Genomic DNA, 24,583 nt, shown 5'->3' on the forward strand with positions numbered 1-24,583 from the left:
CCCGCAAGCTATGCCGGGTGGCATTCGCTCTCATGAAAAACCAGAGCGAATACCAGCCAAATTTAAGGCTGCAGGGTTCCCCTGCAACATAGAATCTCCCACAGTGGAATGCATTCCAAATGTGGGAGCGTGGCTTGCCCGCGATAGCAATCTTGAATTCAACCCATCAACCGCGCCGTACCGAACAGCCTGACCCGACTCAATTCCCCTGCTGATTCTTCCAACAAAATCGGCGCCGTGCCCCCAGGCATCACAACACTCACGGCCCCCGCCGCCACCCAACCGACCGACCACGCCGCGCACGCCACCGCACTGGCGCTGGTGCCCGATGACGCCGTCGGCCCTTCCCCGCGCTCAAACACCCTCGCAACCACCCGGCCTTCAGATTCAAGCATCGCCCATTGCAGGTTCACCCCCGCCGGACACGGCGCCCCTGCCCCGGTCGGCAAGGCATACGCAATGCGCAGCAGTCCTTGCGCCAACGGTGCTTCACGCATCTGCTCATTACTCGGCAACGCGGCAGCGTCCGCCACCAGCGTCACGCAATGAGGATTGCCGATGCGCACAAACTGGCTGCGGCTCCACGCCGGTTCGAGCGCGGCCAATGGCGCCACATGGCTGACATCACACCCCTTCAACAACTCGCCTTCAATCCCCTGCGCACCCACGGCTTGCGGCCCGAACGACGGTTTGCCCAAATCCAGCCAGAACCCGTGCACGCCCTCGACCTCGGCCGGTATGACGGTCGTTTCAACCGGCGAAACCGCGTCAGCCTTGTCGTGATGAACCCGCAGCAGGCAGGCACCCTCCTTCGGCATCAAGCCTTGCTCGCTCAGTGACTGGGAAAAGATCGTCAGCCCATTGCCACTGCGTTCGGCCAGTGTGCCGTCGGTGTTGACGATCAGCAGGTCATAAGGTGGCGCCGATTGAAACGGCCCGACCAGCAAACCGTCGCTGCGATGATCTTTGCTGCCGGGCGGTTGAGTACCGGGCGCCCAGGCGCAGAACTTCTCGATGGCCGCCAGTCCCCATTTCTCAAGGGTTTGCGCGGCAAGGTCGGCCTGTTCAGGTAATTCGATACCGCTTGCGCGCACGGCGTCAGGCGCCACGACGATATAAATATTGCCTCGCGCATCGTACATCCCCGCCATGTCGCCTCCTGCCTGAGCAATCAAAGTGTCGACGATATCGCGAAACAACCGCTGGCTGTGCAAGGATGTGGACCTGCCTGACCGCGAACCGCTGCGGACACTGACCGAACCCCGCGGGTCAGTCGGTGTCCTTTGGGGACGCGACGTTTTTTGCCAAGGATTGATATGACCAACCTTCACACCCAAACCCCGCTGGTTCCCGGCCGTCTGGAGCAGATGTCCACGCGCATCGCGTTCTTCATCGCCGGTCTCGGCATCGCCGCCTGGGCGCCGCTGGTGCCTTACGCCAAGGCACGGGCCGGGCTGGAGGAAGGGACGCTCGGTTTGCTGCTGTTGAGCCTGGGGGTCGGTTCGATTCTGGCGATGCCGATGGCCGGGTTGCTGGCCGCGCGCTTCGGTTGCCGGCGAGTGGCGACTGGGGGAACGCTGTTGATTTGTGTGGCATTGCCGCTGCTGGCGACGGTCTCGTCCATACCGGGGTTGATCGCCGCGTTGTTCTTGTTCGGCGCCGGGCTCGGCACGGTGGATTCGACCGTCAACCTGCAAGCGGTGATTGTCGAGCGGGCCAGCGGCAAGAACATGATGTCGGGGTTTCACGGGATGTTCAGCCTGGGCGGGATTGTTGGCGCGGCCGGTGTCAGTGGCCTGCTTGGCCTTGGGTTTTCACCGCTGGGCGCGATGGCCGTGGTCATTGTGGTGCTGGTACTGGCGTTGCTCAAGGCGGCGCCCCACCTGTTGCCCTATGGCAGCGAAAGCACAGGGCCTGCGTTTGCCGTGCCCCATGGCATCGTGCTGTTTATTGGCGGGATGTGCTTCATCGTGTTCCTGGCCGAAGGCGCGGCGCTCGACTGGAGTGCGGTATTTCTGGCGCAGGAACGCGGGATCGATACCGCGTATGCGGGACTTGGGTATGCGGCATTTGCACTGACCATGACGGCCGGGCGCTTAACCGGTGACCGGATTGTCCGACGCCTGGGTTCGACGCGGGTGATTGTGTTTGGCGGGCTGACAGCCGCGACGGGCCTGGCGTTGGCCACGTTCGCACCGGCCTGGGAAGCAGCGCTGGCCGGTTATGCGTTATTGGGCGCGGGGTGTTCCAACATTGTGCCGGTGCTGTACACCGCCGTCGGTAAACAAACGGTCATGCCCGAACACATTGCCGTGCCGGCCATCACTACGTTGGGCTATGCGGGCATCCTCGCCGGCCCGGCCGTGATCGGATTTATCGCCCATGGCAGCAGCTTGAGTTTTGCCTTCGGCTTGATGGCATTGCTGCTGGTGGCGGTGGCGATTGGCGGGAAAGTGTTGAGAGCCTGAAACAGCAATCGCGGGCAAGCCCGCTCCCACATTTGTTTTGTGTCGTTCACAAAACCTGTAGGAGCGGGCTTGGTCCGGGCGGCGTTCCGACGTTGAAGTCACCTCGCTCTATCAGAAGCCGACGCTGGCCTGCACAAAGAACGTACGCGGCGCTCCGACGTACATCCCCGAGTTGTTGTCGCTGGAGCGAGTGAAGTACTGCTTGTCGAAGATGTTTTTCACCCCCGCCGCCAGTTTCAGGTTTGACAACTGCGCACCGAAGTCATACCCGCCGCGCGCGTTCCAGGTCACGTAACCCGGAATGTCGCCGAACTGGCCGTCCGCAGTCCCTTCGGTGATGTAATTGCCGTTGAAACTGCCATCGGCGTTCACGCCTGTACCCGGCGAGCGCTGCTTGGACTGGGCAAACGCATCGAGGTTGTAAGTCCAGCGATTGATGTCGTAACGCAACCCGGCGGTGGCCACCTGGCGCGAATAGAACGGCAGGTCACGGCCCTTGAAGCCCGGAATCTCACCCTCATACGTCGCGCGGGTGTAAGTGAAACCGGCGTTGGCCGTCAGGCCTTCCAGCATCGGGTTCAGCGCCGCCATGTCGTAATGCACCGACGTTTCAATGCCCTGGTGCTTGGTCGCGCCGAGGTTGGTCCAACCCACATCGTTGCTGATGTATTGCAGTTCGTCGTCGAAGTCGATGTAGAACAGCGTCACTTCGCCGCCCCACACGTCATCGTTGTAGCGCGTACCGATTTCGTAGGTCTTGGCCTTTTCCGGCTCCAGGCCATTGGCCGGGTTGTCGCCAATGCCACCCTGGCCGAGCTGGAAATATTGCAGGCTGCCGAACGACGTTTCGTAGTTGGCGAACAGCTTCCACGCTTCGGACATGTGATACATCACGCTCAGGGCCGGCAGCGGCTCGTTGCTCTCGATGCTGCGGCTTTTCGCCGGTACACGCTTGCCGGCGGTGTCGAGCACGGCGCGGTCGTGCCAGTCAGTGCTGATGTGTTCAAAGCGAATACCCGGGGTCACGGTCCAGTTGCCGACATCAATCTTGTTGTCGACATACACCGAGTTGGCTTCGGTGCCACCGGTACGGTCCTGGAACACGTGGCCATCGGAGGTCTTGGTGATCACCGGCTGATTGTTCACCAACGCCACGCGGCTCGATTCTTCGTGCATGGCTTCCTTCAGGTAGCGATAGCCGACGCTGACTTCCTGAGTGGTCGGGCCCACATCAAACACATGGGACACCCGTGGCTCGATGCCGTACGTGTAGTAAGTGCGCGGGTACGAGCTGAGGGTTTTCTGGTCGCGGGCGGCGATGTTGCTGCCACGAAAACTGTCGGTGTAATACGTCAGCACTTCGGCCTGGGTGCGGTCGTCGATCTGCCGCGCCCAGCGAAAGGACACATCTTTACGACGGCCGCTGAAATTGTCGTGGTCACGGTCGGACTGGAACGGATCGGCGTCGTACTGCGCCTGCGTCAGGCCGCCGGGCATGTCGGCGCTGGCGTCGTAGTAGTGAAAATTGAGGCTGAAATCGTCGACATCGGTGGGTGCCCAATGGGTCTTGAGGATCACGTCGTCGATGTCGTTGCCGTTGTTGCTTTCGCGGTAACCGTTGCCGTTGACGCCGGAATACAACAGCGCCATGCCGATGCCGTTGTCCGCCGTGCCGCCGAGGAACGCGGTGTCGATGTGTTTCCAGCCACCGTACTGGGACGTTTCCAGGGTGGTGCCGATTTCACCAGTGGCCTTTTCCGGGATGGCGCGGGTGACGAAGTTGATCACGCCACCGACGTTCTGTGGCCCGTAACGTACCGAACCGGCGCCGCGTACCACGTCGATGCTGTCGAGGTTGCCTGAGGAAATCGGCGCCATCGACAGTTGCGGCTGGCCATAGGGGGCGAACGCGGCGGGGACGCCGTCGATCAGCACCGTGGAGCGTGGCGACAGGCGCGAGGTCAGGCCGCGCACGCCGACGTTCAGGGAAATATCGCTGCCGCCGGTGCCGTTGGCGTCCTGCACTTGCACGCCGGGAACGCGTTTGAGCACGTCGCCAACGTTCATCGCGCCCTGCTCGATCATCGCTTCGCGGCGCACCACCGTCCGCGCGCCAGGGTGGTTCTGCACCAGGGCTGCATCGGCATTATCAAGCCAGTCGCCGACCACTTTGATGTCGGTCACGCCCAGTTCGATCGGGCCATTGGCGGCGGAAGTCGGTGCCGGCATCAGCGTGACCGAGCCTTCATCGATCTGGTATTGCAGACCGCTGCCTTGCAGCAATTGACGCAAGGCTTCTTCAGGCGAGAAGTTGCCGTCTACCGCCGGGGCTGTTTTGCCGGCCACCAGTTCCGGACTGAAAAAAACCTGCAGCGAGGTTTGCTGACCCAGTTCACTCAAGGCCTCGCCCAACGGCTGGGCCGGAATGCGGATGGCGTCAGCGGCGAATGCCTGAGGCAGCGCCGAGCTGATGGCCAGGGCAAGCGCGAGCCGCAGCCAAGGGGAATTGTTGTTTTTAGCGGTGGTTTTCTTCACGTCGAACAGTGTCCTGAGAATCGCAAGAGTGTGCGTCTGTTAATGCAAACCAGTTGCAGTTGGACAAGAAGACGATGAACTCGAAAAAAACCTGAATCGGTTTGGAAATTAATTGGAAATTATTTCCTGACTGCCGTCATCGAGGGTGCGCACGGCCACCGGCAGGATGCTCGGCAAGGCCTTGAGCAGTGCATCGGTGTTGTCGGATTTGAACACGCTGGTCAGGCGCAAATTGCCCACTTTATCGTTGCCGACCGTGAGGGGTTTGGCCCGGTAGCGTGACACTTCGGCAGCCACTTCGCTGAGGCTGGCGTTGTTGAACACCAGTTTGCCGCTGCGCCATGCGGTCAGTTCCTCGGGATTGATCGCATAGGCGGCTGCGACCACCCCTTGCGCATCGATGCGGGTACCGAGGCCGGCAGTGACGGTGATGAAATCAGCGCCCTGCCCCTGAACCTTGACCGTGCCCTGCTCCACCGCCACCCGGGTTTGCGTGGGGTCGCGACGTACATCGAAACGCGTACCGGTGACCGTGACCTTGCCGTTGCCGGCCTCGACCACAAACGGCCGGCTGGTGTCATGTTCAACGCTGAACATGGCCTCGCCTTCCGTCAATTCGATGGCCCGATGATTCTTTTCATAACGCACCTGCACGCGGCTGCGGCTGTTCATGTCGATCACCGAACCGTCCGGCAACGCCACATGGCGACGCTCGCCCAGCGCGGTGGAATATTCAGCCGTATACGCTGCCGGATGATTCAAACCGCTGAACAATCCCAGCCCCAGTGCTACCGCGACGATGCTCGCCGCCACGGCATAACGCGCCAATGGCTGGCGTTTGCGGCGGGTCGATGGGGTTTCGCACAAGGCTTGCAGGCGTTTGACCGGCAGCCTATCTGCAGCCGTCCACAAGCCCTGAAGAATCTTGAATTCGTCGCAGTGTTGAGGATGTTCGCTCAGCCAGGCTTCAAAGCGTTGGACCTCTTCGACGCCCATCGCCCGCTCCTGCAAACGCACAAACCAGCGCGCCGCCTCGTCGCGAACGGTTGTTTGCCCGCACGCACAATCACGAGTATCCATCATGGAAGTTCCTGTTTGGCTGGGGATGAGAATGCGCGGCCAGTCATGGGTACAGTCCGTCGAGGCGGTCGCGCAGATGCCGCAGGGTGCGGATCATATACTTTTCCACCATGTTCTTGGACAGGCCCAGGCGTTCGGCGATTTCAGCCTGGGTCAGGCCTTCGATCTTCTGCCACACGAATATTTTGCGGCAGTTGATCGGCAACTCGGTGAGCGCCCGTTCGATGGAATCAGCCAACTGAACCGCCTGCATGAAATGCTCCGGGTCGCCGGACGACGACACACTGTGATCATTCGCCTGCGACTCCATGGCGCCCCGCCGATCCTCACGCCGATAACCATCCACCGCGATGTTGCGCGCGGTCTGGTGCAAATAGGCCCGGGGTTGCTCCACCACCGCCGAATCGGACTCAAGCACCCGCACAAAGGTGTCGTGGGCCAGGTCCTCGGCCTGCTGACGATTTCTCAGGCGACGGGTCCAGGTGCCAACCAACTCTTCGTAATGCTCGAAAAAGCCGTGTCTGCGGGGCAGCTTGGGGGTCATTGCGGTGTGCTGTGGGGATGGAGGCGCGAATAGTAATGCTTCCTATTAACTGGAAGCAATGGATACTACGTCGCCAACGTCGCCGCCAGTCAGTCAAACCAACGACCCCCATTGCAGGGGCCGTTGCCAATCACTCAATCAGTGCGCAATGCACACCGATTTCAGCTCGGTATACGCCTCAATCACCGCACGACCGAACTCACGGCCCATGCCCGATTGCTTGACGCCACCAAACGGCATCGCCGGGTCGAGCAGTACGTGGGCGTTGACCCACACCGTGCCGGCTTCGATGCGTGGCACCAGGTTCATGGCTTTGCCCAGGTCATTGGTCCACAGGCTGGCGGCCAAACCGTAACGGTTGTCGTTGGCCAGCGCGATCACGGCGTCTTCGTCGTCGAACGGCATCACGCCCAGCACCGGGCCGAACACTTCTTCCCGGGCCACGGCCATGCTGTGGTCGATGTCGGCCAGAATGGTGGGCTGCACATAGAAGCCCTCGCCTTCCACCAACTCTCCGCCCGAGACCACGCGCGCGCCTTCACGGCGAGCCAGTTCGATGTGCTTGAGCACGCTTTGTTGTTGCTTGCGCGACACCAGTGGGTTGATCGCGGCATTGCAGTTCATGCCCGCGCCGATCGGCATGGCCGATACCGCTGCGGCGAGCGCTTCGACGAATTGGTCGTGGATCGAGCGGTGTACATAGAAGCGCGAAGCCGCTGCGCACACCTGGCCATTGTTCAGCAGGCCACCGAGGATCGCGCCCTGCACGGCTTTTTCGATGTCGGCATCAGCGAGCACGATCATCGGGTTTTTGCCGCCCAGTTCCAGCGAGAAGCGCGTCATGTTTTCCATGCACGCCACGCCAACGCTTTTGCCCACGGCAGTGGAACCGGTGAACGACACTTTGCTCACCAGCGGATGCGCGGTCAGCACGCCACCCACCGAAGCACCGCCACCGGTGACAACGTTGAACACGCCGGCCGGGATGCCCGCTTCAAGGGCCAGTTCGGCCAGGCGCATGGCGGTCAGCGGGGTTTCCATTGCCGGCTTGATGATCACCGTGCAACCGGTGGCCAGCGCGGGCATCAGCTTCCAGGCCGCGATCAGCAGCGGGAAGTTCCACGGCACAATCCCGACCACCACACCCACTGGCTCACGCTTGGTGAACGCGGTGAACTTGGCGCCCGGCGGCAGCGGGATCGACACGTCAAAGGTCTGGCCTTCAATCTTGGTCGCCCAACCCGACATGTAGCGCATGAATTCCACGGTGGCGTTCAAGTCCAGCGCGCGGGCCATGTTGATCGACTTGCCTTGGCTCAGGGTCTCCAGCTGCGCCAGTTCTTCGGCGTGGGCTTCTACCAGTGCGGTGAAGTTCAGCAGGATGCGTTCGCGGTCCGCCGGGCGCAGTGCCGACCAGACGCCGGATTTGAACGCCTTGTGCGACGACTGCACGGCTTGCTCGACGAGTTCCAGCGGCGCGTCCAGGGTTTCGCAAAGGGTTTGCCCGGTGGCCGGGTTGACCACGGCGATTTGCGGGCCGTCGGCCAACACCCAATGGCCGTCAATGAAGCAGCCATGGCGGCGTTCAAGGAAGGCAGCAACCTGCGGCAGAATTTCAACGTTGCTCATAATTCACCTGTCATTCAAACGTGTGGTTCAGCCTGGAAGTCCGGCTGATTAGCGTTGTTCTTTGAGATAGCAAACGACCGCCTGGCGATCATCGGCGGAGGCCAGCCCCATGTAGGGCATGTAGGTCCCGGGCACATAGGCCTGGGGTTGGGTGATCAGTTGGCTGATGGTTTCGGCTTGCCAGGTCACGTCCTTGCTGCGCATGGCCTGGGAGTAGCTGAAGCCTTCGAGCGAGCCGGATTTGCGTCCGACCACACCCGACAGGTTCGGCCCCATCATGCCGGCCATGCCCTTGCTCACCGAATGGCAAACCCCGCATTCATTGGCGAACACCTGGGCGCCATGGGCTTGATCCGGCGCGCAGTCGGCGGCCACGACGGTTTGCGCCAGCGCCAGTGTCAGCAAACCAATGAGCGAGCATTTGTGTGAAGTGAACATAAGAAGCGACCTTGAAAATCCGTGGGGGAAGCAACAGCAGGGTTGAAACGGATTGTCAGCGCTGACTCACGCACAGGTTTTGCCCTGCGTGCCAGTCGTGTTGGCCCGGCTGCCAAACCACGCTTTTTGGCAAGCACAGGCAACTCTTTGGCAACCACACAAAAGGCCGAAAAAGTTCCTCGCCTTAGTATCGAAACAGACCTCAACCCTGTGGTCATGAACAAGAATGGATGCCACACCATGCTCAAGTCCCCCTTGCTTCGTCTTTCGACGCTCGCGCTGATGATCAGCGCCACCCAGGCTCATGCCTACGAACTCTATGCCGATGACGACAGTCATTTGAACGCCACCCTGGAAGCCGTCTTCGGCGCGTTCCACAGCCAGGAAAACTACGCGCTGTCGGGTCGTCTCAGTGAAGGCTCTTCTTCATGGCAAGAGGGCTACATCAAATACGGCCTGAGCTTCGACCAGGCCCTGGGCGGTGTCGGCACCGCTTACGGCGCCGGCAACATGCTCAGCTCCGGCACCTGGGGTGATGGCGATGCCGCCGGTTTCACCGACGGCTCGGAACGCACCACCAAGTTCGAAGACGCCTACCTCGGCTGGCGCTCGGGCAAGTTGTTCGAAGCGATGGGTGATGACGGCGTCGACCTGTCCTTCGGTCGCCAGAACATCGTGGTCGGCGATGGTTTCCTGATTGATGGCGACGCGCTGAACATCGGCAAAGGTCTGGCCGACGGTGAGTTCAACCGCGGCGGCGCCTACTACCTGGCCGCGCGTAAAGCCTTCGACGAAACCGCCGTGCTGCGCCTCGGTGGCAAGCAAGGCTGGCGCAGCGACTTGATGTGGTTGAAGTCGGATAACCGCGCCCAGGCCAAGACCGAAATGTACGTCGGCACCCTTGAGCACGTGGCCGAAGCAGGCACCGTCGGCCTGACCTACATCGACACCACCGATGTCGACGAGCAATTCGCGTCCCCGTTGCAAGCTGAACGCGACGGCATGAAGACCTACAGCCTGCGCGCGACCGGCAATGCCGGGGTGAAAAACCTGTTCCTGTCCGGTGAATACGCCGAGCAGGACAAACCGCACACCGGCAACGAAGACGCCTGGTACCTGGAAGCGGGCTGGACCTTTTCCGACGCCCTCTGGACGCCGTATGTCAGCTACCGCTACAGCCGCTTCTCGGAAAATTACGACACGTTGTTCTACGGTTTCAGCCGCGGCTATGGCACTTGGTTCCAGGGTGAAGTGGCCGGTAACTATGCCGGGCCGTTCAACAGCAACTCGCGCATCCAGAACGTTTCCATGAAGGTTTCGCCACTGGAGAACCTCAACGTCGGCGTGATGTATTTCAACTACGACACCATCGATCGCAACCTCGGCAACACCGATGGCCACGAAGTCGACCTGTACGCCGAATGGCACGTCAACGACCACCTGACGGTGATGCCGCTGGTTGGTATCTACCAGCCGGACAAGAGCGCCGAACAGGGTGGCACCCAGCTGGGCAACAACGACCAGAACGTCTACAGCCAAGTGGTGTTCGCCACTTCGTTCTAAGTCTGTAAGCCCAACACGATCCCTGTAGCAGCTGGCGAAGCCTGCGTCCGGCTGCGCAGCAGTCGCCAAGACAGACAATGCGGCATGTCAGGAAGGCCCCGCATTCAAGTTTTACGACTGCTTCGCAGCCGGACGCAGGCTTCGCCAGCTGCTACAGGGAACGGGTTGAGGCAAACATTGTTCTTCAACGGAAACGGAGTTTCCAATGCGCTCAAGATTTCTGACGATTCAGAGCAAAATCGCCCTGCTCGCCGGCCTCTGCCTGTTGTTGGTGGTGGGTTTGTTGATGGGGTTGTCGCTGTACCAAACCCATCAAAGCAGCCAGCAAGTGGCCCAGGCCAGCAGCGACATGCTCGCCAACGCGGCCAGGGAACACATGCAAGCGCTGGGCACCGTGCAGGCGATGCAGGTGCAACGCACCTTCATGCAGACTCACGAATATGGCCAAGGGTTGTCGCGGTATTTGCTCTACCTCCGGCAGCTGCAACAGCAGGGTCATCTGACCCGCTCGCAACTGCGCCAGGAGCTGAGCACCCAGCTTCATCAAGCCCTGATCGACAAGCCCGACCTGCTCGGGCTTTATGTCATTTTCGAACCCGATGCCCTCGACGGTGCCGACGCCGGTTTCACCGACCAGGCCGCCATGGGCAGCAACGAAACCGGGCGCTTCTCCCTCTACTGGGTGCAAAGCAAACCCGGCGAACTGCAAGCCGTGATCGGCGATGAATCATTGCTGGCCAACACCTCACCCGGCCCCAGCGGCGCACCGTACAACGCGTTCTACACCTGCGCCCGCGACACCCGTCAGGCCTGTGTACTCGAACCTTATTTCGATGAAGCCTCCGGCAGCCGCAAACTGGTGACCAGCGTCGCGTTCCCGCTGATGGACAACGGCAAAGTCATCGCCGTGGTTGGCCTCGACATCAACCTCGCCGCCCTGCAACAGAACAGCGAAGCGAGCGCCCATCAACTGTTCGACGGCCATGGGCAAATCAGCATCGTCAGCCCGCGTGGCGTGATCTCGGCCAACAGCCAGGACGTCAGCCGCCTCGGGCAACCGTTGGACAATGCCGAGGTGATCGACGCCTTGCGTCAGGGTCAACCGAAGGTCTTTGTCGATCAGCAGCAGATCAAAGTCCTCGAACCGTTGGCACCGATTGCCGGCGCCGCGCCGTGGGGCGTATTGGTGGGCGTGCCGCAAGACGTGCTGTTGGCGCCGGTGACCACGTTGCAAAAAGAACTTGATGCCCAAGGCGTGCAAAGCACCGCACTCGAAATGCTGGTGGGTGGCGGCTCCGCCCTGCTCGGTTTGCTGTTGATCTGGTACACGGCGTTTCGCATCACCCGGCCACTGCAAGTGCTGACGCGGGTCATGGAAGATATCTCCCGAGGCGAAGGCGACCTGACGCGGCGTCTTGAGGTGCAGTCGCGGGATGAAATCGGCCAACTGGCGACCGCGTTCAACCGCTTTGTCGAACGCATTCACCAGTCGATACGCGAGGTGTCTTTGGCAGCGATTGGCGTGAATGAAGTGGCCAAGCGTGTGCTGCTCGCCTCCAATTCGTCGATGAGCAACTTCGACGAACAATCGACCCGCACCAACAGCGTCGCCGCCGCGATCAACCAACTGGGTGCCGCCGCGCAGGAGATCGCACATAACGCGTCCGATGCTTCGCAACAGGCTTCGGCTGCGCGGCAACAAGCGGAGGACGGCCGCCAGGTGGTGGAGCGCACGATCCAGGTGATGAACGAACTGTCCGGCAAAATCAGCACCTCGTGCGCAAACATCGAAGTGCTCAACGGCAAAACCGTGAACATCGGGCACATTCTCGAAGTGATCAAGGGCATCTCGCAGCAGACCAATTTATTGGCGCTCAATGCCGCTATCGAAGCCGCCCGCGCCGGTGAAGCGGGACGAGGTTTTGCAGTGGTCGCCGATGAAGTGCGCAGCCTCGCCGGGCGTACGCAGACGTCGGCGGCGGAGATTCAGCAGATGATCGAAGAGCTGCAAATCGGCGCGCGCGAATCGGTGACGACCATGACCGAGAGCCAACAGCACAGCGAGGAAAGCGTGAGCATCGCCAACCTGGCCGGTAAACGCTTGAGCAGCGTGACGCAGCGCATTGGCGAGATCGACAATGTGAACCAGTCGGTGGCAGCGGCGACGGAAGAACAGACGTCGGTGGTTGAGGCGTTGAATGTCGACATCACCGAGATCAACACCCTGAACCAGCAAGGGGTGGAGAATCTGCAATCGACGTTGCGGGCGTGTACTGAGCTGGAAAGGCAGGCGGATCGGTTGAATCAGCTTGTGGGTAGTTTTCGGATCTGAGATGGGTGTCGCCTGACCCACCGCCATCGCGGGCAAGCCCGGCTCCCACAGGTTTTGAGGTGATCACAAAACGTTTGAACACTACAAAACCTGCGTGGCTTGCCCGCGATGAACGATGACGCGGAGTTTGAGTGGTTACTGGGGCCGCTCAATGTCAAACATTAGGAAGATCCATTCTATAACCCGCCCCCGGCGCCCCTTCATGCATCGCCGCCTGAATGTCCGCATACAACGCATTCGCCTCAGCGGTAGTGATTGATCGCGAGCAATCACGCAACACCACACGCAAAAGCACGTTTTCCTGGCCCGGCAGCATCCCAAGTCGCTCAATGGCCTGCGAGGGTAAATCCAAGAAATCCCAACGCCCCTTGATCTGCATCTCTTCGATCCAGTCAGAACTATCACCCGCAGCCAGCAACATCCTTTCGGTCAACACTTCTTCGCTTAGCCCCGGCGTTACCGCCAACGAAATGTCACGAGCAATCGACGGCAAACGAGATACCGCAGTCCATGCATTCAGATCATGCATCTGCGCCTGCACTCGCGTGTTCTGATCGCGTAACAAGCGAATATCCGGGATGCCTTTGCGTAACATGGTCAGTCGATCCAGTCCCATTCCAAGTGCCAGCCCCCCATGACGCAGCGGGTCGATCTTCAAGCGTTCCAGCAAAGACCTCGCAATACGACCGCACTCCAGCACTTCGACTTGTGCACCGTCATTCAATACATTCACTTCAATTCCGCCCTCTGTGTAGTGATGAGGACTGTCGCTGTAGACCCAGTTTTTTTCAGGAACGGCGGAATTGAGAATATCGCCAACCAGACGCAATAGATGCTCATGCGTGGACAGTTCCGGATCACCCAGCACCCAGATATCCATTTGATGTGGTTCAGCACAATGCCAACGATCCCGACTATCGCGACGGAAGGTAATTCCCGGCGCAGCGAGCAAGATCATCTGCCCCGGTTGCCGCATTTGAGCGGCTCGCTGAAGCGCTGCTGGAATTTGACTGGTGGTTTGTGTACGTAATAGCGAGCACTCATCGACCCAACGTGTATGTTCACTCCCGAGCGTGACTTCTGCCGGGTCATAACCGAGCAAACCGTAATTTTCCTCAGCAGACACAATCCTCGGCCCTGTCTGCTGTTGAGCTTGGGGCCAGCCTTTTTCAGCGAGTCCTTGGAGGACTTCATTCAGCAGCAGCCGGACGGCGTGATCGGGAGTGCTTGATTCGGTTAGATCAACCATTAGCAGGGCCTGATGGACAGATGTATCCGTCAGATATTTCTTTGATACATGCACTATATAACCCCTCAATTTACAGTTGAATGTCGAGCCAACAAACCAAACCTAATTACTAACGACACATATTCATCCACCGCAACCAAAAAAAATAAAAAAACCAACTTTCAGAACGAGACTACAGACAGACCCCACACAAATAACTGAATCAAACTCAGCCATAGCCACAACAGTCAAATTAATTCTAAAAACCATCCAACAATCCATTTAACACTTAAAAAATCATGTATTAATTATTCCACTCCCGAGCGGTGCTGGGAGCAAAACTCAAAATTGAAAAAGGAAGATCAAATAAAAAAGTCGTCGCAGAAAAGCTTAACCGGATCACTTCTGGCCCGGATAATTTCGGTTGGGCACCGCTGGCTTGGGCCCACACTGAAGACTAAGTAAAACCAATGCGCGGCAAGCAAGCTTGCCGCGCATTGTAAAAACAAGGAGGGTTTTATGTCAGCACCTAATATGATTTCGACACTCTTCGGCCAATGACGCTGCAAAAATGACGTTTGAGTTAGCAAAAAATACGGAACGCAAAAAAAGTATTTTCTGTGCAACTCAAGTGTTCGAGCCTACCGTATCCAGTGCCCTTTATAGCCTGAAACTTTTACTGAACAGCAATTTTGAACAGGCTCTATGCACACAGCGGTCCGTGTTACATATGCTCAATTCAAGCGACTCATTTTTCTTATCTGGAAACGATGCCGATGCGCAAGTCTCAATTTTTCCGCATGCACAGCCTTACGCTTTACTTTACGAGGACGTGTCTCAAGACTTTGTTCAGTCCGTTGCAGAATTTTTTGAAGTTCATTATGCGCACATGAACCCGCAAGAGCCTTACCCATTTTCGTTTAGCGGCACATTGAAAATCGCCGGAATACTAACTGTTCTTAGAAAGCCGAACCCGACACTGCCAGACGGCGTAAAAATCTCACTTAAATGGCTAAGCGATAAAATATCGGAAGAAGGAGCATTTTTGTCCGTCAAAAACAACAATATCACCTCACTAAAAGTTAACAATGAGGAACACATAAAGCTTCTGGATCTTGCGGCGGGCTCTCGCGGATTAAAACTGACTGAGTTCGCGATCGGCGTAAATGACGCTATCGCGTCAAGCATCGATTACAAAATAAACTCCCAAATGAATGAAGGCATCGCCGGGGTTCATTTAGCTATTGGTGATGGGTCCTCCGGCTATCACATAGATTTTCTTAGTCCCGCTGTAAGCGTAAATCCCAAACACTAGTGGCTTTAGCAATTCGCGCAATTTGAAAACACCAGATCAACTCTCCTGTCGCAACATTGGCTTCGCATGCGGCCTCCTTGCACGTCACCTCGTATATCGCCATCGCGAGCAAGCTCGCTCCCACAGGTTTTGAGGTGATCACAAAACGTTTGAACACTACAAAACCTGTGGGAGCGTGGCTTGCCCGCGATGAACGATAACGCGGTCTCAGAGTATTACTTCGGCACCTCAACGTTATCCATCATCCGGTTCGCCGCCAATTCCGCCAGCATGATGATCTGCTGAATCGCCATCGCCGTGTGCCGATGCGGTCCTTCCAGGTACCCCGCGAAATCGCTGGCCATGACACTGGCCTGGGCCAATGACTCACAGGTATGGGCGAGCAGGTCTTCGTCTCTGATATTCGGTGCGAGCATGAACATCGTGCTGGGTTTGCGGGTAGCGGGTGATTTGAGGGCCGCGGGGTTGAGGTAGTGATTCAGCGCGCGCTCGGCGGCTTCGTGGAGTTTTTTTGAATCGACTGATTCGTAGGGGGATGCCGGATCTGTGTCTGGCGGATTTGGCGTTACCTTGAACATATTATGCGTTCCTGATTGGGCAGCCACGCCTCGCTACTAATACGAGGGGTGGCGGCTGTACGCAGGTTAGTAGACCGGGGAACGAATAGAAGACCGGCGCGCCCGAGGGCGCCCTGCGAACAGCCACCATCAAATGCAGGCAATGAAATACCTGTCTGACAGACGCCTGACGCACTACTCGAACCTCGGGCTACTAAACCCGATCACTGGGAATCAGTGACGGGAATCAAGTTACCGAGGGCGTCCGAAGCGCACAAGCCGGCGGATTCTGGCGTAGTCGTAGGTAATGGCGCAAGGTGCTGTGGCTTTCAGGAAGTAACCTTAAACGCCGTTAAACATGTGCTTCGATTTGAGGGCGCCATCGCGGGCAAGCCCGCTCCCACAGTGTGCGTGGTGCTCACTCATTTTGTGATCACCTCAAATCCTGTGGGAGCGGGCTTGCCCGCGATGAACGATAACGCGATCCCCCTGCCCTCCACCCAACCAAATCTGGCATCCACAAACAACCGGATGGCATCCACGCAAACAAGCCCCACCACCACCCCCGCGTAGTATCAAAACCGATCCCTTTTCTAACCCCCAAAAACAATAAATCGACCCCAGGGTCGCGGGAGACGCTTGTGCTTAAGAAAAGTGCGTTGGGCTGGCCAAAGATTGCCGGCCTCGGAATTGCGTTGGTGGTGGCCGGGCAGTTTTCCGGCTGGAACTTCGGGTTGATGGCCGGCGGTTGGCTGAACATGCTGATCGCCACCTTGTTGATGGCCTTGCTGTGCGGCGGTCTGGCGTTGTGTGTGGCGGAGCTGTCCACCGCGTTGCCAAGTGCCGGCGGTGTATTCGTCTATGCGCAAAACGCTTTCGGACCGTTCGTGGGTTACCTGGTCGGCGTCGCTTGCGCGCTGGCACTGACCATCGGCACCGGCGCGGCGGCGACGTTTATTTGCGCCTACACCGAGTCGATGTTCGGCCTCGGTGGCTGGCCGGTCAAAATCGCCCTGTTCGCGATCATCATCGGCATCCACATGCGCGGCGTCGGTGAGGCCATGGGCCTGACCATGATTGCCGGCGTGATCGCGGTCGTCGCCCTGCTGACCTTTGGCGTGGCCATGGCACCGCATGTCGAATTGACCAACCTGCTGACAATGCCGGCGGCAATCGCTGGGCCGTCGATCAGCCTGGGCGGTATTTTCGCCTGTGTGCCGTTCGCGATCTGGTTGTTCATCACCGTCGAGCAAACCGGCTCGGCCGCCGAAGAAGCGCAAAACCCCGGGCGCAGCATGCCACGCGGAATTCTTGCCGCCATCGCCACGTTGCTGGTGACCGCATTGGTGGTGCTGGTGTGCGCACCGGGCGCCGGTGGCGTTGAGTTGGTCGGTTCGGCAGGCGACCCGCTGTACGCCGCGATGACCAGCACCAATGTCTACGGCGACGCTTCGTGGCTGGCCAAGGTGATTGGCTGCGGCGCGGTGTTCGGTTTGATCGCGACCTTCTTCTCGCTGATCTACGCCGCCTCGCGACAACTGTTTGCCATGGCCCGCGACGGCTTGTTCCCGCAGTGGTTGGGCAAAACCGGCAAGCGCGGCACGCCGTTCCCGGCACTGCTGTTGATCGGCGCCATCGGCCTGCCGTTGTCCGCCGTCGACCCGGCCACAGTGATGCTCGCGGTCGTGCTGCTGCTCAACGTTTGCTACCTGTTCATTTTCGGCGCCTACCTGCGCATCAAAAGCAGTCAACCGGACCTGCCACGGCCGTTTTGCCTGGCCGGCGGCAAAGTGATCGCCTGGCTGGGCCTGGCCCTGACGCTGCTGGTGATCGCTGCCTGCTTCCAGCTCGACATGCTGATGCTGATCGCCCTCGCGGTGACCTTCGTGCTGAGCATTTTCAACTTCCTGCTGCGTGCCCGTCTGCAAGGCAACGCGCCACTGATCGAGACCCCAGACCATGCCTGAAGACACGCTCTTGCAGCGCCGCCATCGCGTACTCGGCAGCGCTTCCCCTTTGTTCTACGACAAGCCCTTGCACCTGGTGCGCGGCGAAGGCGTCTGGCTGTATGACGTCGATGGCCAGCGCTACCTCGACGTCTACAACAACGTGCCCTGCGTCGGCCATTGCAACCCGCACGTGGTGGCGGCCATGCACCGCCAGGCCGAAACGCTGAACATCCACACGCGTTATCTGGATGAGCAAATCGTGCGCTACGCCGAGCGCCTGACCGCAACCTTCAGCGACCCGCTGGACACCGCGATGTTCACCTGCACCGGCAGCGAAGCCAATGAGCTGGCGTTGCGCCTGGCACGCTTCGCCAGCGGCGGCACCGGCATTATCGTCAGCGATTACAACTACCACGGTAACTCGGCGTCGCTGGCCGAAGTCACCACCGCGTTACCGTCACCGGAACCGTTCGGCGCGCATGCCCGCGCCGTGCCGATCCCGTGTCTTTATCACGCGCCCGCTGGCACCACTGAAGCGCAATTGGCGGAGCAATATGCCGCCAACATCAAAGCCGCCATCGCCTCGATGCAAGCCCAAGGCATTCGCCCTGCCGCGTTGCTGATCGACACCTTGTTTGCCAACGAAGGCTTGCCACGGGTGCCGGCCGGTTTCGTCAAAAAAGCCGCTGAGCTGATCCGTGCGGCGGGCGGCTTGTTCATTGCCGACGAGGTGCAATCCGGGTTTGCGCGTACCGGCGAACACTTGTGGGGGCATCAGGCCCACGCCGTGGTGCCGGACATCGTTACCCTCGGCAAGCCGATGGGCAACGGTTATCCCCTGGCCGGGTTGATTACCCGCAAGGAGCTGGTCGAGTCGTTCGGTCGTAACGCGATGTACTTCAACACCTTCGGCGGCTCGCCAGTGGCGGCGGCGGTTGGCATGGCGGTACTCGATGTCATTGAAGAGCAACAGTTGCTGCGCAATGCGCACACCGTCGGCGCTTATGTACAACAACGCTTGCAGGTGCTCGCCAGCAAGCACTCGATCATTGGCGATGTGCGCGGCAAAGGGTTGTTCTTCGCCATGGAACTGGTGCGCGACCACGCCAGCAAAGAGCCCGCCGGGCTGGAGGCGCGGCGGGTGGTCAACCACATGCGTGAGCTGGGGGTGCTGATCAGCAAGATCGGCGCCGGCGACAACATTCTCAAACTACGGCCGCCGCTGGTGTTCAACCGCGAGCACGCCGACCTCTTCGTCGACACGCTGGACACCGCCCTGAGCGCTATCTGAGGCCATGCCATGACTGATTTCCACACCCTGAGCCACGACCAGCAAGTCGCCAAACTGCACGATCTGGCCCGGCACGCCCTGCAACAGTGGGACGGCGCCTTTGCCGAGATCGAACTGGTGAAATTCCGCGAGAACGCGGTGTTCTCGGCGCGCCGTGAGGACGGCCAACGGGTCGCCTTGCGCATCCACCGCAACGGCTATCACTGCGAAGCGGCGCTGCGTTCGGAGCTGCAATGGATGGAAGCGCTGGCCACGGCCGGCATTACCGTGCCGCAGATCATCCGCGCGCAAAACCAGCGCCACCTGGTCGAAGTGCTGCATGCCGACATCGGCGAACCGCGCCACGTCGACATGCTCGCCTGGCTGCCCGGCGCCACGGCGGGCACCTCTGAAGCGGGCGTGCAGGCGGACACCGAAATCGACTTTCTGTTTGCCGAAGCCGGCGCCCTCGCCGCACGCATTCATTTGCACGCGGCGGATTGGCAACAGCCGGACGAGTTTGTCCGGCATGCCTGGGATGAGGATGGCTTGATCGGCGCCAATCCGTTCTGGGGGCGGTTCTGGGACCTGGAACAGCTCAGCGTCGATCAACGTGAACTGCTGCAACAGGCCCGCCGCCGTGCGCGCAGCGACTTGCGTCGATACGGTCGACAGCTGGGCAACTTCGGCATGATCCACGCGGACCTGGTGCCAGAGAACCTGCTGATCGAGGGCGCAAACTTGCGCCTGATCGACTTCGACGATGCGGGTTTTGGCTGGCACATGTTTGAGTTGGCGACGGCGCTGTACTTCTGCCTGGACGACCCGCGTTATGAGCAGATCAAAGCGGCGTTGCTGGAGGGGTATCACGCAGTCAAACCGTTGACAGACGCCGACCGGGGGACGCTGGCGCTGTTTCTGATGCTGCGCGGCACGACGTACCTGGGTTGGATTCATACCCGCAAAGGCACACCGACCGCGATCGAAATGGCACCGATGTTGATTGATCGGGCGTGTCAGTTGGCTCGGGAATATCTGCAACAGTAACGGTGCCTGTCAGACCGCCATCGCGGGCAAGCCTTGCTCCTACAGGTTTTACGCTGAACCTGTGGGAGCAAGGCTTGCCCGCGATCAACGATAACGCGGTCTCTCTTCCAGTCTCAGCAATGCGCCCCGGCATGCTCAAGCCGATGAAACAACCGGTTGAAGTACACCAGGCTGTCCCTCTCCCCGCGCACACCGACATTCGACAGCTCAACAAACATCACCGAATGCGACCCGACTTCCTTGCATTCGGTGATCCGTCCTTCCAACTGTACCAACGCATCGCGCAGCAACGGCACGCCGGTGTCGCCTTCGTCCCACAGGTCCCAGGCAAAACGTTCGGCCATCGACACTTTGGTCATGCCGGCGAAGTGTCGGGCCAGCTCTTCCTGCTCGCCACACAGCACGTTGACGCACAAGTGGCCGTTGGTGCGGAACACATCGTGGGTGGCGCTGTTGCGGTTCACACAGACCAGCACGGTCGGTGGCGAGTCGGTGACCGAGCACACGGCGCTGGCGGTGATGCCGCATTGTCCGCCGGGGCCGTTGGTGGTGATGATGTTCACCGCAGCAGGCAGCTGCGCCATGGCGTTGCGAAAGTCGATTTGCTGCTGGCTCAGGTCGGCCATGTCGATGCCCCTTCCTTCAGGAGGACCGTCGTTGCGCGGCCCCTTGTTGTTGGAACAAGATTAAGGCCCGGCGCGGCGCGCGACCATTCTGACGATCCCCATGGCGAGGTAGGCTTTCCGCTAGTCGACTAGGTGGTTTCTTTATCGTCAGGGCCCACGGCAGTGGGTATTCTGCTACTAAGCTCCGTAATGAGCTGATGTCCGCCGCAGCGTGCACGCGTGCGAAAACAATAATTAGAAATTCTCGTGGCAGTCCCAGATGGAAACCCGCAAACCGATTGTGTATATCGTCGATGACGACAAAGACCTGCGCACCTCATTGGCGTGGTTGCTGGAGTCGGTCAGTGTGCAGGCGCAATGCTTTGCCGGCGCTGAAGAGTTCCTGAGCCAGTACGACCCCAAGCAACCGGCGTGTCTGGTGCTGGACGTGCGCATGCCGGAAACCAGCGGCTTTCAGTTGCAGGAAATCCTCAACCAGCGTGGCAGCACCCTGCCGACGATTTTCGTGTCGGCCCATGGCGACATTCCGATGTCGGTCACGGCGATGAAGAACGGCGCGCTGGATTTCGTCGAGAAGCCTTACAACCCGCAGCAGATGATCGACCGCATTCAGGCGGCGCTGAAGACCGCCGTGCATGCCCAGGCCGATCAGGAGCAACGTCAGAACCTGCAAGGCAAACTGGCGCTGCTGACCAGCCGGGAACGGGAAGTGTTGATGCTGGTGATCGATGGCAAGGCCAGCAAGGTAATCGCCCGCGAGCTGAACATCAGCGTCAAAACCGTTGATGTGCACCGCACCAAGATCAAGGAAAAGATGGGCGTGACCAGCATTGCGATGCTGGTGCGCGAGGTGTTGCATTTGCCGGTGGATGAACCTGCCCGGCACTGACCTTAATCTTCGGCGGTCTTCAGGCCGCCATCGCGGGCAAGCCCGCTCCCACAGTTGATTTTGGCGTTCACAAAATCACTGTGGGAGCGGGCTTGCCCGCGATGAGGTCGTCACAATTAGTCAGTGACTGTAGCGCTTGCGATATTCACCTGGTGACACGCCAAAGCGCGACTTGAACGCTGAGGAAAAGTAGCTCGAATCCGAGAATCCCCACGCGTAGCACAGCGCCGACAGCTTCTGCTCGACATCCGAACGGCGCAGGTTTTCGGCGCAGAAATCCAGGCGTCGATGCTTGATGTATTGCGCCACCACCAGACCACGCTTGGAAAACATCCGGTACAGCCCGCGCACCGAAATCCCCACCTCACGGGCAATCAGCTCCGGGCACAGTTCTTCAGCACTGATGTGCTCGTCGATGTAAGCGATGGTTTTACGAAATTGCCGCTCGTGGGCATCCACGCTGGCGTCGCGAGCGCTGATACCCGGCAACAACAGGCTGACCAGCGCGTCGAGCACCGCTTCGCTTTCCTGCATGTCCAGGCTTTGATGCTGCCGCGTTTCCAGGACCATGCGGTTGGCCAGCGCAGCCAGTGGCGTGGTGGCCGCAATGCGCGTGGCGCAGTTGAGCGCGTTGAAGTGCGAACCGCGCTGCACCACCTGGCGCGGCAAAATCAATGACAACTGCCGGGAGTCTTCGTTGTAGGTCATGTCACTGGGTTGGCAGGCGTCGATCAGGGCAATGTCACCACAGCCCAATTGGGCGCGGTTGTCCCCCTGTTCGAGTTGCGAGCTGCCGCGCAGTTGGAACACTGCGTAGTAGTGGCCGTCGCTGCTGGTGCTGACGTCTTTGCTGGTGCGATACAAATGCACGTGGGCCATGTCGACCACGCTGAGGTTGATCGCGCCGCTGCGAAACTCCGCCAGTTCACCGTAGAAATTCGTGTCCAGTGCGCGGGCGTCGAAGCGCCCACAGGCCTGATTGACCTGACTTAACCAACTTTCAAATGCATCGTTGCGCAGTGCCGATGAAGTAATCATGACCGCAAGGCCTCACGTCAGTTTTATTGTTATTTTTCGACCGCTTCGTCGAGCGGTTCGATGAATACCGGTTTCGTGACCGTCGCCTCCTTAGACGGTCGTGGGGCGTCGATTTAATCGACTCCCACGCAATGTTTCCAGGGATTTGCGCTTACAGGTCCAATACCAGACGAGCGGACAACGCTCGTGAAACGCAGGCACAAATTTGCTTGTTGCCCGCTTTTTCTTTGCTCGACAAGCAGTTATCCCGGTGTTCCGGAACCCCGTCCAGGACCTCGACGATGCACGTGCCGCAGATACCTTCGCGACACTCGGTGTCGATGTCGCAGCCGTGGGCCTGGAGTACGTCGACCAGGCTGGTATTGGCCGGAATCTGCAGCACCATGCCGGAGCTGGCCAGTTCCACTTCAAAACCGCCGCTCGGGCCGGCATTGGCGGCCGGGTCGGCCTGGAAATGCTCCAGGTGAATCGCGTCTTCGCTACGGCTGCGGGCGGCCACTTCCACCACTTTGTTCATGAACGGCGCCGGGCCGCACGTGTAGACGTGGGCATCGCTGCCGGCCTGGTTCAGGCTTTGCGTCAATGCAGCGTCCATGTCACCCGGCTCGACGCCGTAATGGAACTGAACGTGATCGGCAAAGGTGCTGGCCAACAATTCGGAAAATGCCGCGTACTGCGGCGAGCGGGCGAAGTAATGCAAACGATACGGTTGGCCACTTTCTGCCAGTCGATAGGCCATGCTCAACAGTGGCGTGACGCCGATACCGGCGGCGAACAGCACGTGCTCGGTGGCGGTCGGGTCGAGGCGGAACAGGTTGCGCGGGGCACCCATTTCCAGCTCCATGCCCTCTTCCACCTGCTCGTGCAGGGCCGCGGAACCACCGCGCGATTGCGCTTCTTTCTTGACCGCCACCAGATACGCACGGCGATCCTGCGGCGGACTGCACAGCGAATACTGACGAGTCACGCCGGTCGGCCCGGTCAGGTCGACATGCGCCCCCGGTTCATAAGCGTCGAGCGGCTGACCATCACTGCGCACGAGGCGAAAGGAACGGATATCCAGCGCTTCGTCGACGATCCTTTCGATCCTCACTTTCATCATTGCATCACCTGAATTCGGTTGATTTTGTTAAATGAGCAGCCCTGTAGCAGCTGTCGAGCACCGCGAGGCTGCGTTCGGCTCGGTCCGCGCTCGGGCGAAGCAGCCGTCAATCCTGAAAACGCGATCTTCCTGAAACACCGCATCGCCTGATTTCACGACTGCCTTGCAGCCGAACGCAGCCTCGCGCTGCTCGACAGCTGCTACATAAGCTGCGTCGAACGCTTTTTCAGCGCATGAACAACCCGCCATTGATGTCCCAGCACGCGCCGGTTACAGAGGCGGCGTGGTCGGCGACCAACAGCAAGACGCTGTCGGCGATGTATTCGGGGGCGCCAAGGGTGCCGGCCGGGATCACCTTCAGAATCTGCTCCAGACGCTCCGGGGCCACGGTTTCGTGCACGATCGGCAAGTCCAGTGGTCCTGGCGAAATGCTGTTGACCGTCACCCCTTGTGGCGCCAGTTCGCGGGCGAATACTTTGGTCAGGGTCGCCACGCCGCCCTTGGCCGCCGCGTAATGCGCGCCGGTGGCGGTGCCGCCGTTCTGCCCGGCCAGCGAGGCGATGTTGACGATGCGACCAAAGCCGCGCTCGGCAAAGTGCGCGCCGAACACCTGGCAAGCCACGAACGTGCCGCGCAGGTTGATCGCCATCGACTCATCGAACTCTTCGGGCGTGATGTCCATCAGCGCGGCCACTTTCGATTGACCGGCGTTGTTCACCAGAATGTCAGTGCCGCCCCAACGCTCGGCGAGCAGATCGCGGGCACGGACAAAGTCGGCCTTGTTACGCACATCCAGTTCGACGGCGACGGCACTCGCGCCGCTGCTATCAAGCTCCGCCGCCAACCGCTGCACGCCATCAAGGCGCACGTCGGCCAGGGCCACGCGATAACCCGCCGCGTGCAAGCGACGGGCGATGCATTCGCCGAGACCGCGCGAAGCGCCGGTCACCAGGGCTACTCGGTTCATGGTGTT

General features: G+C 59.8%; 19 protein-coding genes and 2 pseudogenes. 9 read left to right on the top strand and 12 right to left on the bottom strand.

Annotated features, from left to right (window positions below; all coding sequences use genetic code 11):
- Nucleotides 1-158: 158 nt before the first annotated feature.
- The gene (locus AC1D2P_RS22330) at nt 159-1,151 is read right to left on the bottom strand and encodes a diaminopimelate epimerase (RefSeq protein ID WP_477758515.1); all 993 of its coding nucleotides are present in this window, start codon (nt 1,149-1,151) and stop codon (nt 159-161) included.
- Nucleotides 1,152-1,316: 165 nt separating this feature from the next.
- Here AC1D2P_RS22330 and AC1D2P_RS22335 point away from each other — a divergent pair, with 165 nt between their 5' ends.
- Nucleotides 1,317-2,468 (top strand): MFS transporter, encoded by a 1,152-nt coding sequence (locus tag AC1D2P_RS22335; RefSeq protein WP_477758516.1) that lies wholly within the window; start codon nt 1,317-1,319, stop codon nt 2,466-2,468.
- A gap of 111 nt (nt 2,469-2,579) precedes the next feature.
- On the opposite strand, the gene AC1D2P_RS22340 is transcribed toward AC1D2P_RS22335, so the two are convergent.
- The 5 genes from AC1D2P_RS22340 to AC1D2P_RS22360 form a co-directional block, all read right to left on the bottom strand.
- A complete protein-coding gene (locus tag AC1D2P_RS22340) occupies nt 2,580-5,003 on the bottom strand; it encodes a TonB-dependent siderophore receptor (RefSeq protein ID WP_109787249.1) in 2,424 nt (807 codons plus the stop codon).
- A 108-nt stretch (nt 5,004-5,111) separates the two neighbouring features.
- Nucleotides 5,112-6,086 carry a FecR family protein gene (locus AC1D2P_RS22345; protein WP_477758517.1) on the bottom strand — a complete coding sequence of 325 codons (975 nt, stop codon included), beginning with the start codon at nt 6,084-6,086 and terminating at the stop codon, nt 5,112-5,114.
- A 40-nt stretch (nt 6,087-6,126) separates the two neighbouring features.
- Entirely contained in the window at nt 6,127-6,627 is a 501-nt protein-coding gene (locus AC1D2P_RS22350; RefSeq protein WP_046032725.1) for a sigma-70 family RNA polymerase sigma factor, read from the bottom strand.
- A gap of 138 nt (nt 6,628-6,765) precedes the next feature.
- The gene (locus AC1D2P_RS22355) at nt 6,766-8,256 is read right to left on the bottom strand and encodes an aldehyde dehydrogenase family protein (protein WP_223522656.1); all 1,491 of its coding nucleotides are present in this window, start codon (nt 8,254-8,256) and stop codon (nt 6,766-6,768) included.
- A 48-nt stretch (nt 8,257-8,304) separates the two neighbouring features.
- Nucleotides 8,305-8,694: a c-type cytochrome gene (locus AC1D2P_RS22360; protein WP_077431742.1), complete on the bottom strand. Its 390-nt coding sequence runs from the start codon at nt 8,692-8,694 to the stop codon at nt 8,305-8,307.
- Between the two features lie 240 nt (nt 8,695-8,934).
- Between AC1D2P_RS22360 and AC1D2P_RS22365 the strand changes: the two genes are divergently transcribed.
- From AC1D2P_RS22365 to AC1D2P_RS22375, 3 genes and pseudogenes are all read left to right on the top strand, one after another.
- Nucleotides 8,935-10,257 (top strand): alginate export family protein, encoded by a 1,323-nt coding sequence (locus tag AC1D2P_RS22365; RefSeq protein ID WP_109787251.1) that lies wholly within the window; start codon nt 8,935-8,937, stop codon nt 10,255-10,257.
- Nucleotides 10,258-10,681: 424 nt separating this feature from the next.
- Nucleotides 10,682-11,191, top strand: a pseudogene (locus AC1D2P_RS22370) (cache domain-containing protein); the annotation flags it as partial.
- Between the two features lie 366 nt (nt 11,192-11,557).
- Nucleotides 11,558-12,589, top strand: a pseudogene (locus tag AC1D2P_RS22375) (methyl-accepting chemotaxis protein); the annotation flags it as partial.
- Between the two features lie 154 nt (nt 12,590-12,743).
- Here the strand turns inward: AC1D2P_RS22375 and srmL are convergent.
- Nucleotides 12,744-13,892: a PheS-related mystery ligase SrmL gene (gene srmL / locus AC1D2P_RS22380; protein WP_185752290.1), complete on the bottom strand. Its 1,149-nt coding sequence runs from the start codon at nt 13,890-13,892 to the stop codon at nt 12,744-12,746.
- A 496-nt stretch (nt 13,893-14,388) separates the two neighbouring features.
- Here srmL and AC1D2P_RS22385 point away from each other — a divergent pair, with 496 nt between their 5' ends.
- The gene (locus AC1D2P_RS22385) at nt 14,389-15,132 is read left to right on the top strand and encodes a CgnE/CgnB domain-containing protein (protein WP_477811599.1); all 744 of its coding nucleotides are present in this window, start codon (nt 14,389-14,391) and stop codon (nt 15,130-15,132) included.
- Nucleotides 15,133-15,347: 215 nt separating this feature from the next.
- Here the strand turns inward: AC1D2P_RS22385 and AC1D2P_RS22390 are convergent, their stop codons facing one another.
- A complete protein-coding gene (locus AC1D2P_RS22390) occupies nt 15,348-15,710 on the bottom strand; it encodes a DUF6124 family protein (RefSeq protein WP_077431739.1) in 363 nt (120 codons plus the stop codon).
- A gap of 620 nt (nt 15,711-16,330) precedes the next feature.
- Here AC1D2P_RS22390 and AC1D2P_RS22395 point away from each other — a divergent pair.
- Genes AC1D2P_RS22395 through AC1D2P_RS22405 form a run of 3 tightly spaced genes read left to right on the top strand, consistent with a single transcriptional unit; the run spans nt 16,331 to nt 19,955 of the window.
- Complete coding sequence (locus AC1D2P_RS22395; RefSeq protein WP_223522653.1) at nt 16,331-17,656, top strand: amino acid permease; 1,326 nt, start codon at nt 16,331-16,333, stop codon at nt 17,654-17,656.
- Nucleotides 17,649-18,929, top strand: coding sequence for an aspartate aminotransferase family protein (locus AC1D2P_RS22400; protein ID WP_223522652.1), 1,281 nt, complete (start codon nt 17,649-17,651; stop codon nt 18,927-18,929). The genes AC1D2P_RS22395 and AC1D2P_RS22400 overlap by 8 nt, the downstream gene beginning before the upstream one ends.
- Nucleotides 18,930-18,938: 9 nt before the next feature.
- A complete protein-coding gene (locus AC1D2P_RS22405; RefSeq protein ID WP_477758519.1) occupies nt 18,939-19,955 on the top strand; it encodes a phosphotransferase enzyme family protein in 1,017 nt (338 codons plus the stop codon).
- 113 nt (nt 19,956-20,068) lie between these two features.
- Here AC1D2P_RS22405 and hpaC read toward each other — a convergent pair whose 3' ends face one another.
- Nucleotides 20,069-20,581, bottom strand: a complete 513-nt coding sequence (gene hpaC, locus AC1D2P_RS22410; RefSeq protein WP_077431735.1) for a 4-hydroxyphenylacetate 3-monooxygenase, reductase component — start codon at nt 20,579-20,581, stop codon at nt 20,069-20,071.
- A gap of 259 nt (nt 20,582-20,840) precedes the next feature.
- Here hpaC and AC1D2P_RS22415 point away from each other — a divergent pair, with 259 nt between their 5' ends.
- Nucleotides 20,841-21,470: a response regulator transcription factor gene (locus AC1D2P_RS22415; RefSeq protein WP_109787256.1), complete on the top strand. Its 630-nt coding sequence runs from the start codon at nt 20,841-20,843 to the stop codon at nt 21,468-21,470.
- Nucleotides 21,471-21,590: 120 nt separating this feature from the next.
- On the opposite strand, the gene feaR is transcribed toward AC1D2P_RS22415, so the two are convergent.
- The 3 genes from feaR to AC1D2P_RS22430 all read right to left on the bottom strand — a co-directional run bounded on the left by feaR (nt 21,591) and on the right by AC1D2P_RS22430 (nt 24,577).
- Entirely contained in the window at nt 21,591-22,508 is a 918-nt protein-coding gene (gene feaR / locus AC1D2P_RS22420; RefSeq protein ID WP_077431734.1) for a transcriptional regulator FeaR, read from the bottom strand.
- A 151-nt stretch (nt 22,509-22,659) separates the two neighbouring features.
- Nucleotides 22,660-23,610: a PDR/VanB family oxidoreductase gene (locus AC1D2P_RS22425; RefSeq protein WP_477758520.1), complete on the bottom strand. Its 951-nt coding sequence runs from the start codon at nt 23,608-23,610 to the stop codon at nt 22,660-22,662.
- Between the two features lie 226 nt (nt 23,611-23,836).
- A complete protein-coding gene (locus tag AC1D2P_RS22430) occupies nt 23,837-24,577 on the bottom strand; it encodes an SDR family NAD(P)-dependent oxidoreductase (RefSeq protein ID WP_046032710.1) in 741 nt (246 codons plus the stop codon).
- Nucleotides 24,578-24,583 lie beyond the last annotated feature (6 nt).

Source organism: Pseudomonas sp. P1_F1_2 (genome assembly GCF_056405815.1).

Bases quoted from the DNA above. Each gene is read 5' to 3' on its own strand.
- feaR (WP_077431734.1), bottom strand. From the start codon at position 22,508: ATGATTACTTCATCGGCACTGCGCAACGATGCATTTGAAAGTTGGTTA.
- AC1D2P_RS22355 (WP_223522656.1), bottom strand. From the start codon at position 8,256: ATGAGCAACGTTGAAATTCTGCCGCAGGTTGCTGCCTTCCTTGAACGC.
- AC1D2P_RS22360 (WP_077431742.1), bottom strand. From the start codon at position 8,694: ATGTTCACTTCACACAAATGCTCGCTCATTGGTTTGCTGACACTGGCG.
- AC1D2P_RS22425 (WP_477758520.1), bottom strand. From the start codon at position 23,610: ATGATGAAAGTGAGGATCGAAAGGATCGTCGACGAAGCGCTGGATATC.
- AC1D2P_RS22405 (WP_477758519.1), top strand. From the start codon at position 18,939: ATGACTGATTTCCACACCCTGAGCCACGACCAGCAAGTCGCCAAACTG.
- AC1D2P_RS22345 (WP_477758517.1), bottom strand. From the start codon at position 6,086: ATGATGGATACTCGTGATTGTGCGTGCGGGCAAACAACCGTTCGCGAC.
- AC1D2P_RS22430 (WP_046032710.1), bottom strand. From the start codon at position 24,577: ATGAACCGAGTAGCCCTGGTGACCGGCGCTTCGCGCGGTCTCGGCGAA.
- hpaC (WP_077431735.1), bottom strand. From the start codon at position 20,581: ATGGCCGACCTGAGCCAGCAGCAAATCGACTTTCGCAACGCCATGGCG.
- AC1D2P_RS22335 (WP_477758516.1), top strand. From the start codon at position 1,317: ATGACCAACCTTCACACCCAAACCCCGCTGGTTCCCGGCCGTCTGGAG.
- AC1D2P_RS22330 (WP_477758515.1), bottom strand. From the start codon at position 1,151: ATGGCGGGGATGTACGATGCGCGAGGCAATATTTATATCGTCGTGGCG.
- AC1D2P_RS22350 (WP_046032725.1), bottom strand. From the start codon at position 6,627: ATGACCCCCAAGCTGCCCCGCAGACACGGCTTTTTCGAGCATTACGAA.
- AC1D2P_RS22390 (WP_077431739.1), bottom strand. From the start codon at position 15,710: ATGTTCAAGGTAACGCCAAATCCGCCAGACACAGATCCGGCATCCCCC.
- AC1D2P_RS22365 (WP_109787251.1), top strand. From the start codon at position 8,935: ATGCTCAAGTCCCCCTTGCTTCGTCTTTCGACGCTCGCGCTGATGATC.
- AC1D2P_RS22415 (WP_109787256.1), top strand. From the start codon at position 20,841: ATGGAAACCCGCAAACCGATTGTGTATATCGTCGATGACGACAAAGAC.
- AC1D2P_RS22400 (WP_223522652.1), top strand. From the start codon at position 17,649: ATGCCTGAAGACACGCTCTTGCAGCGCCGCCATCGCGTACTCGGCAGC.
- AC1D2P_RS22385 (WP_477811599.1), top strand. From the start codon at position 14,389: ATGACGTTTGAGTTAGCAAAAAATACGGAACGCAAAAAAAGTATTTTC.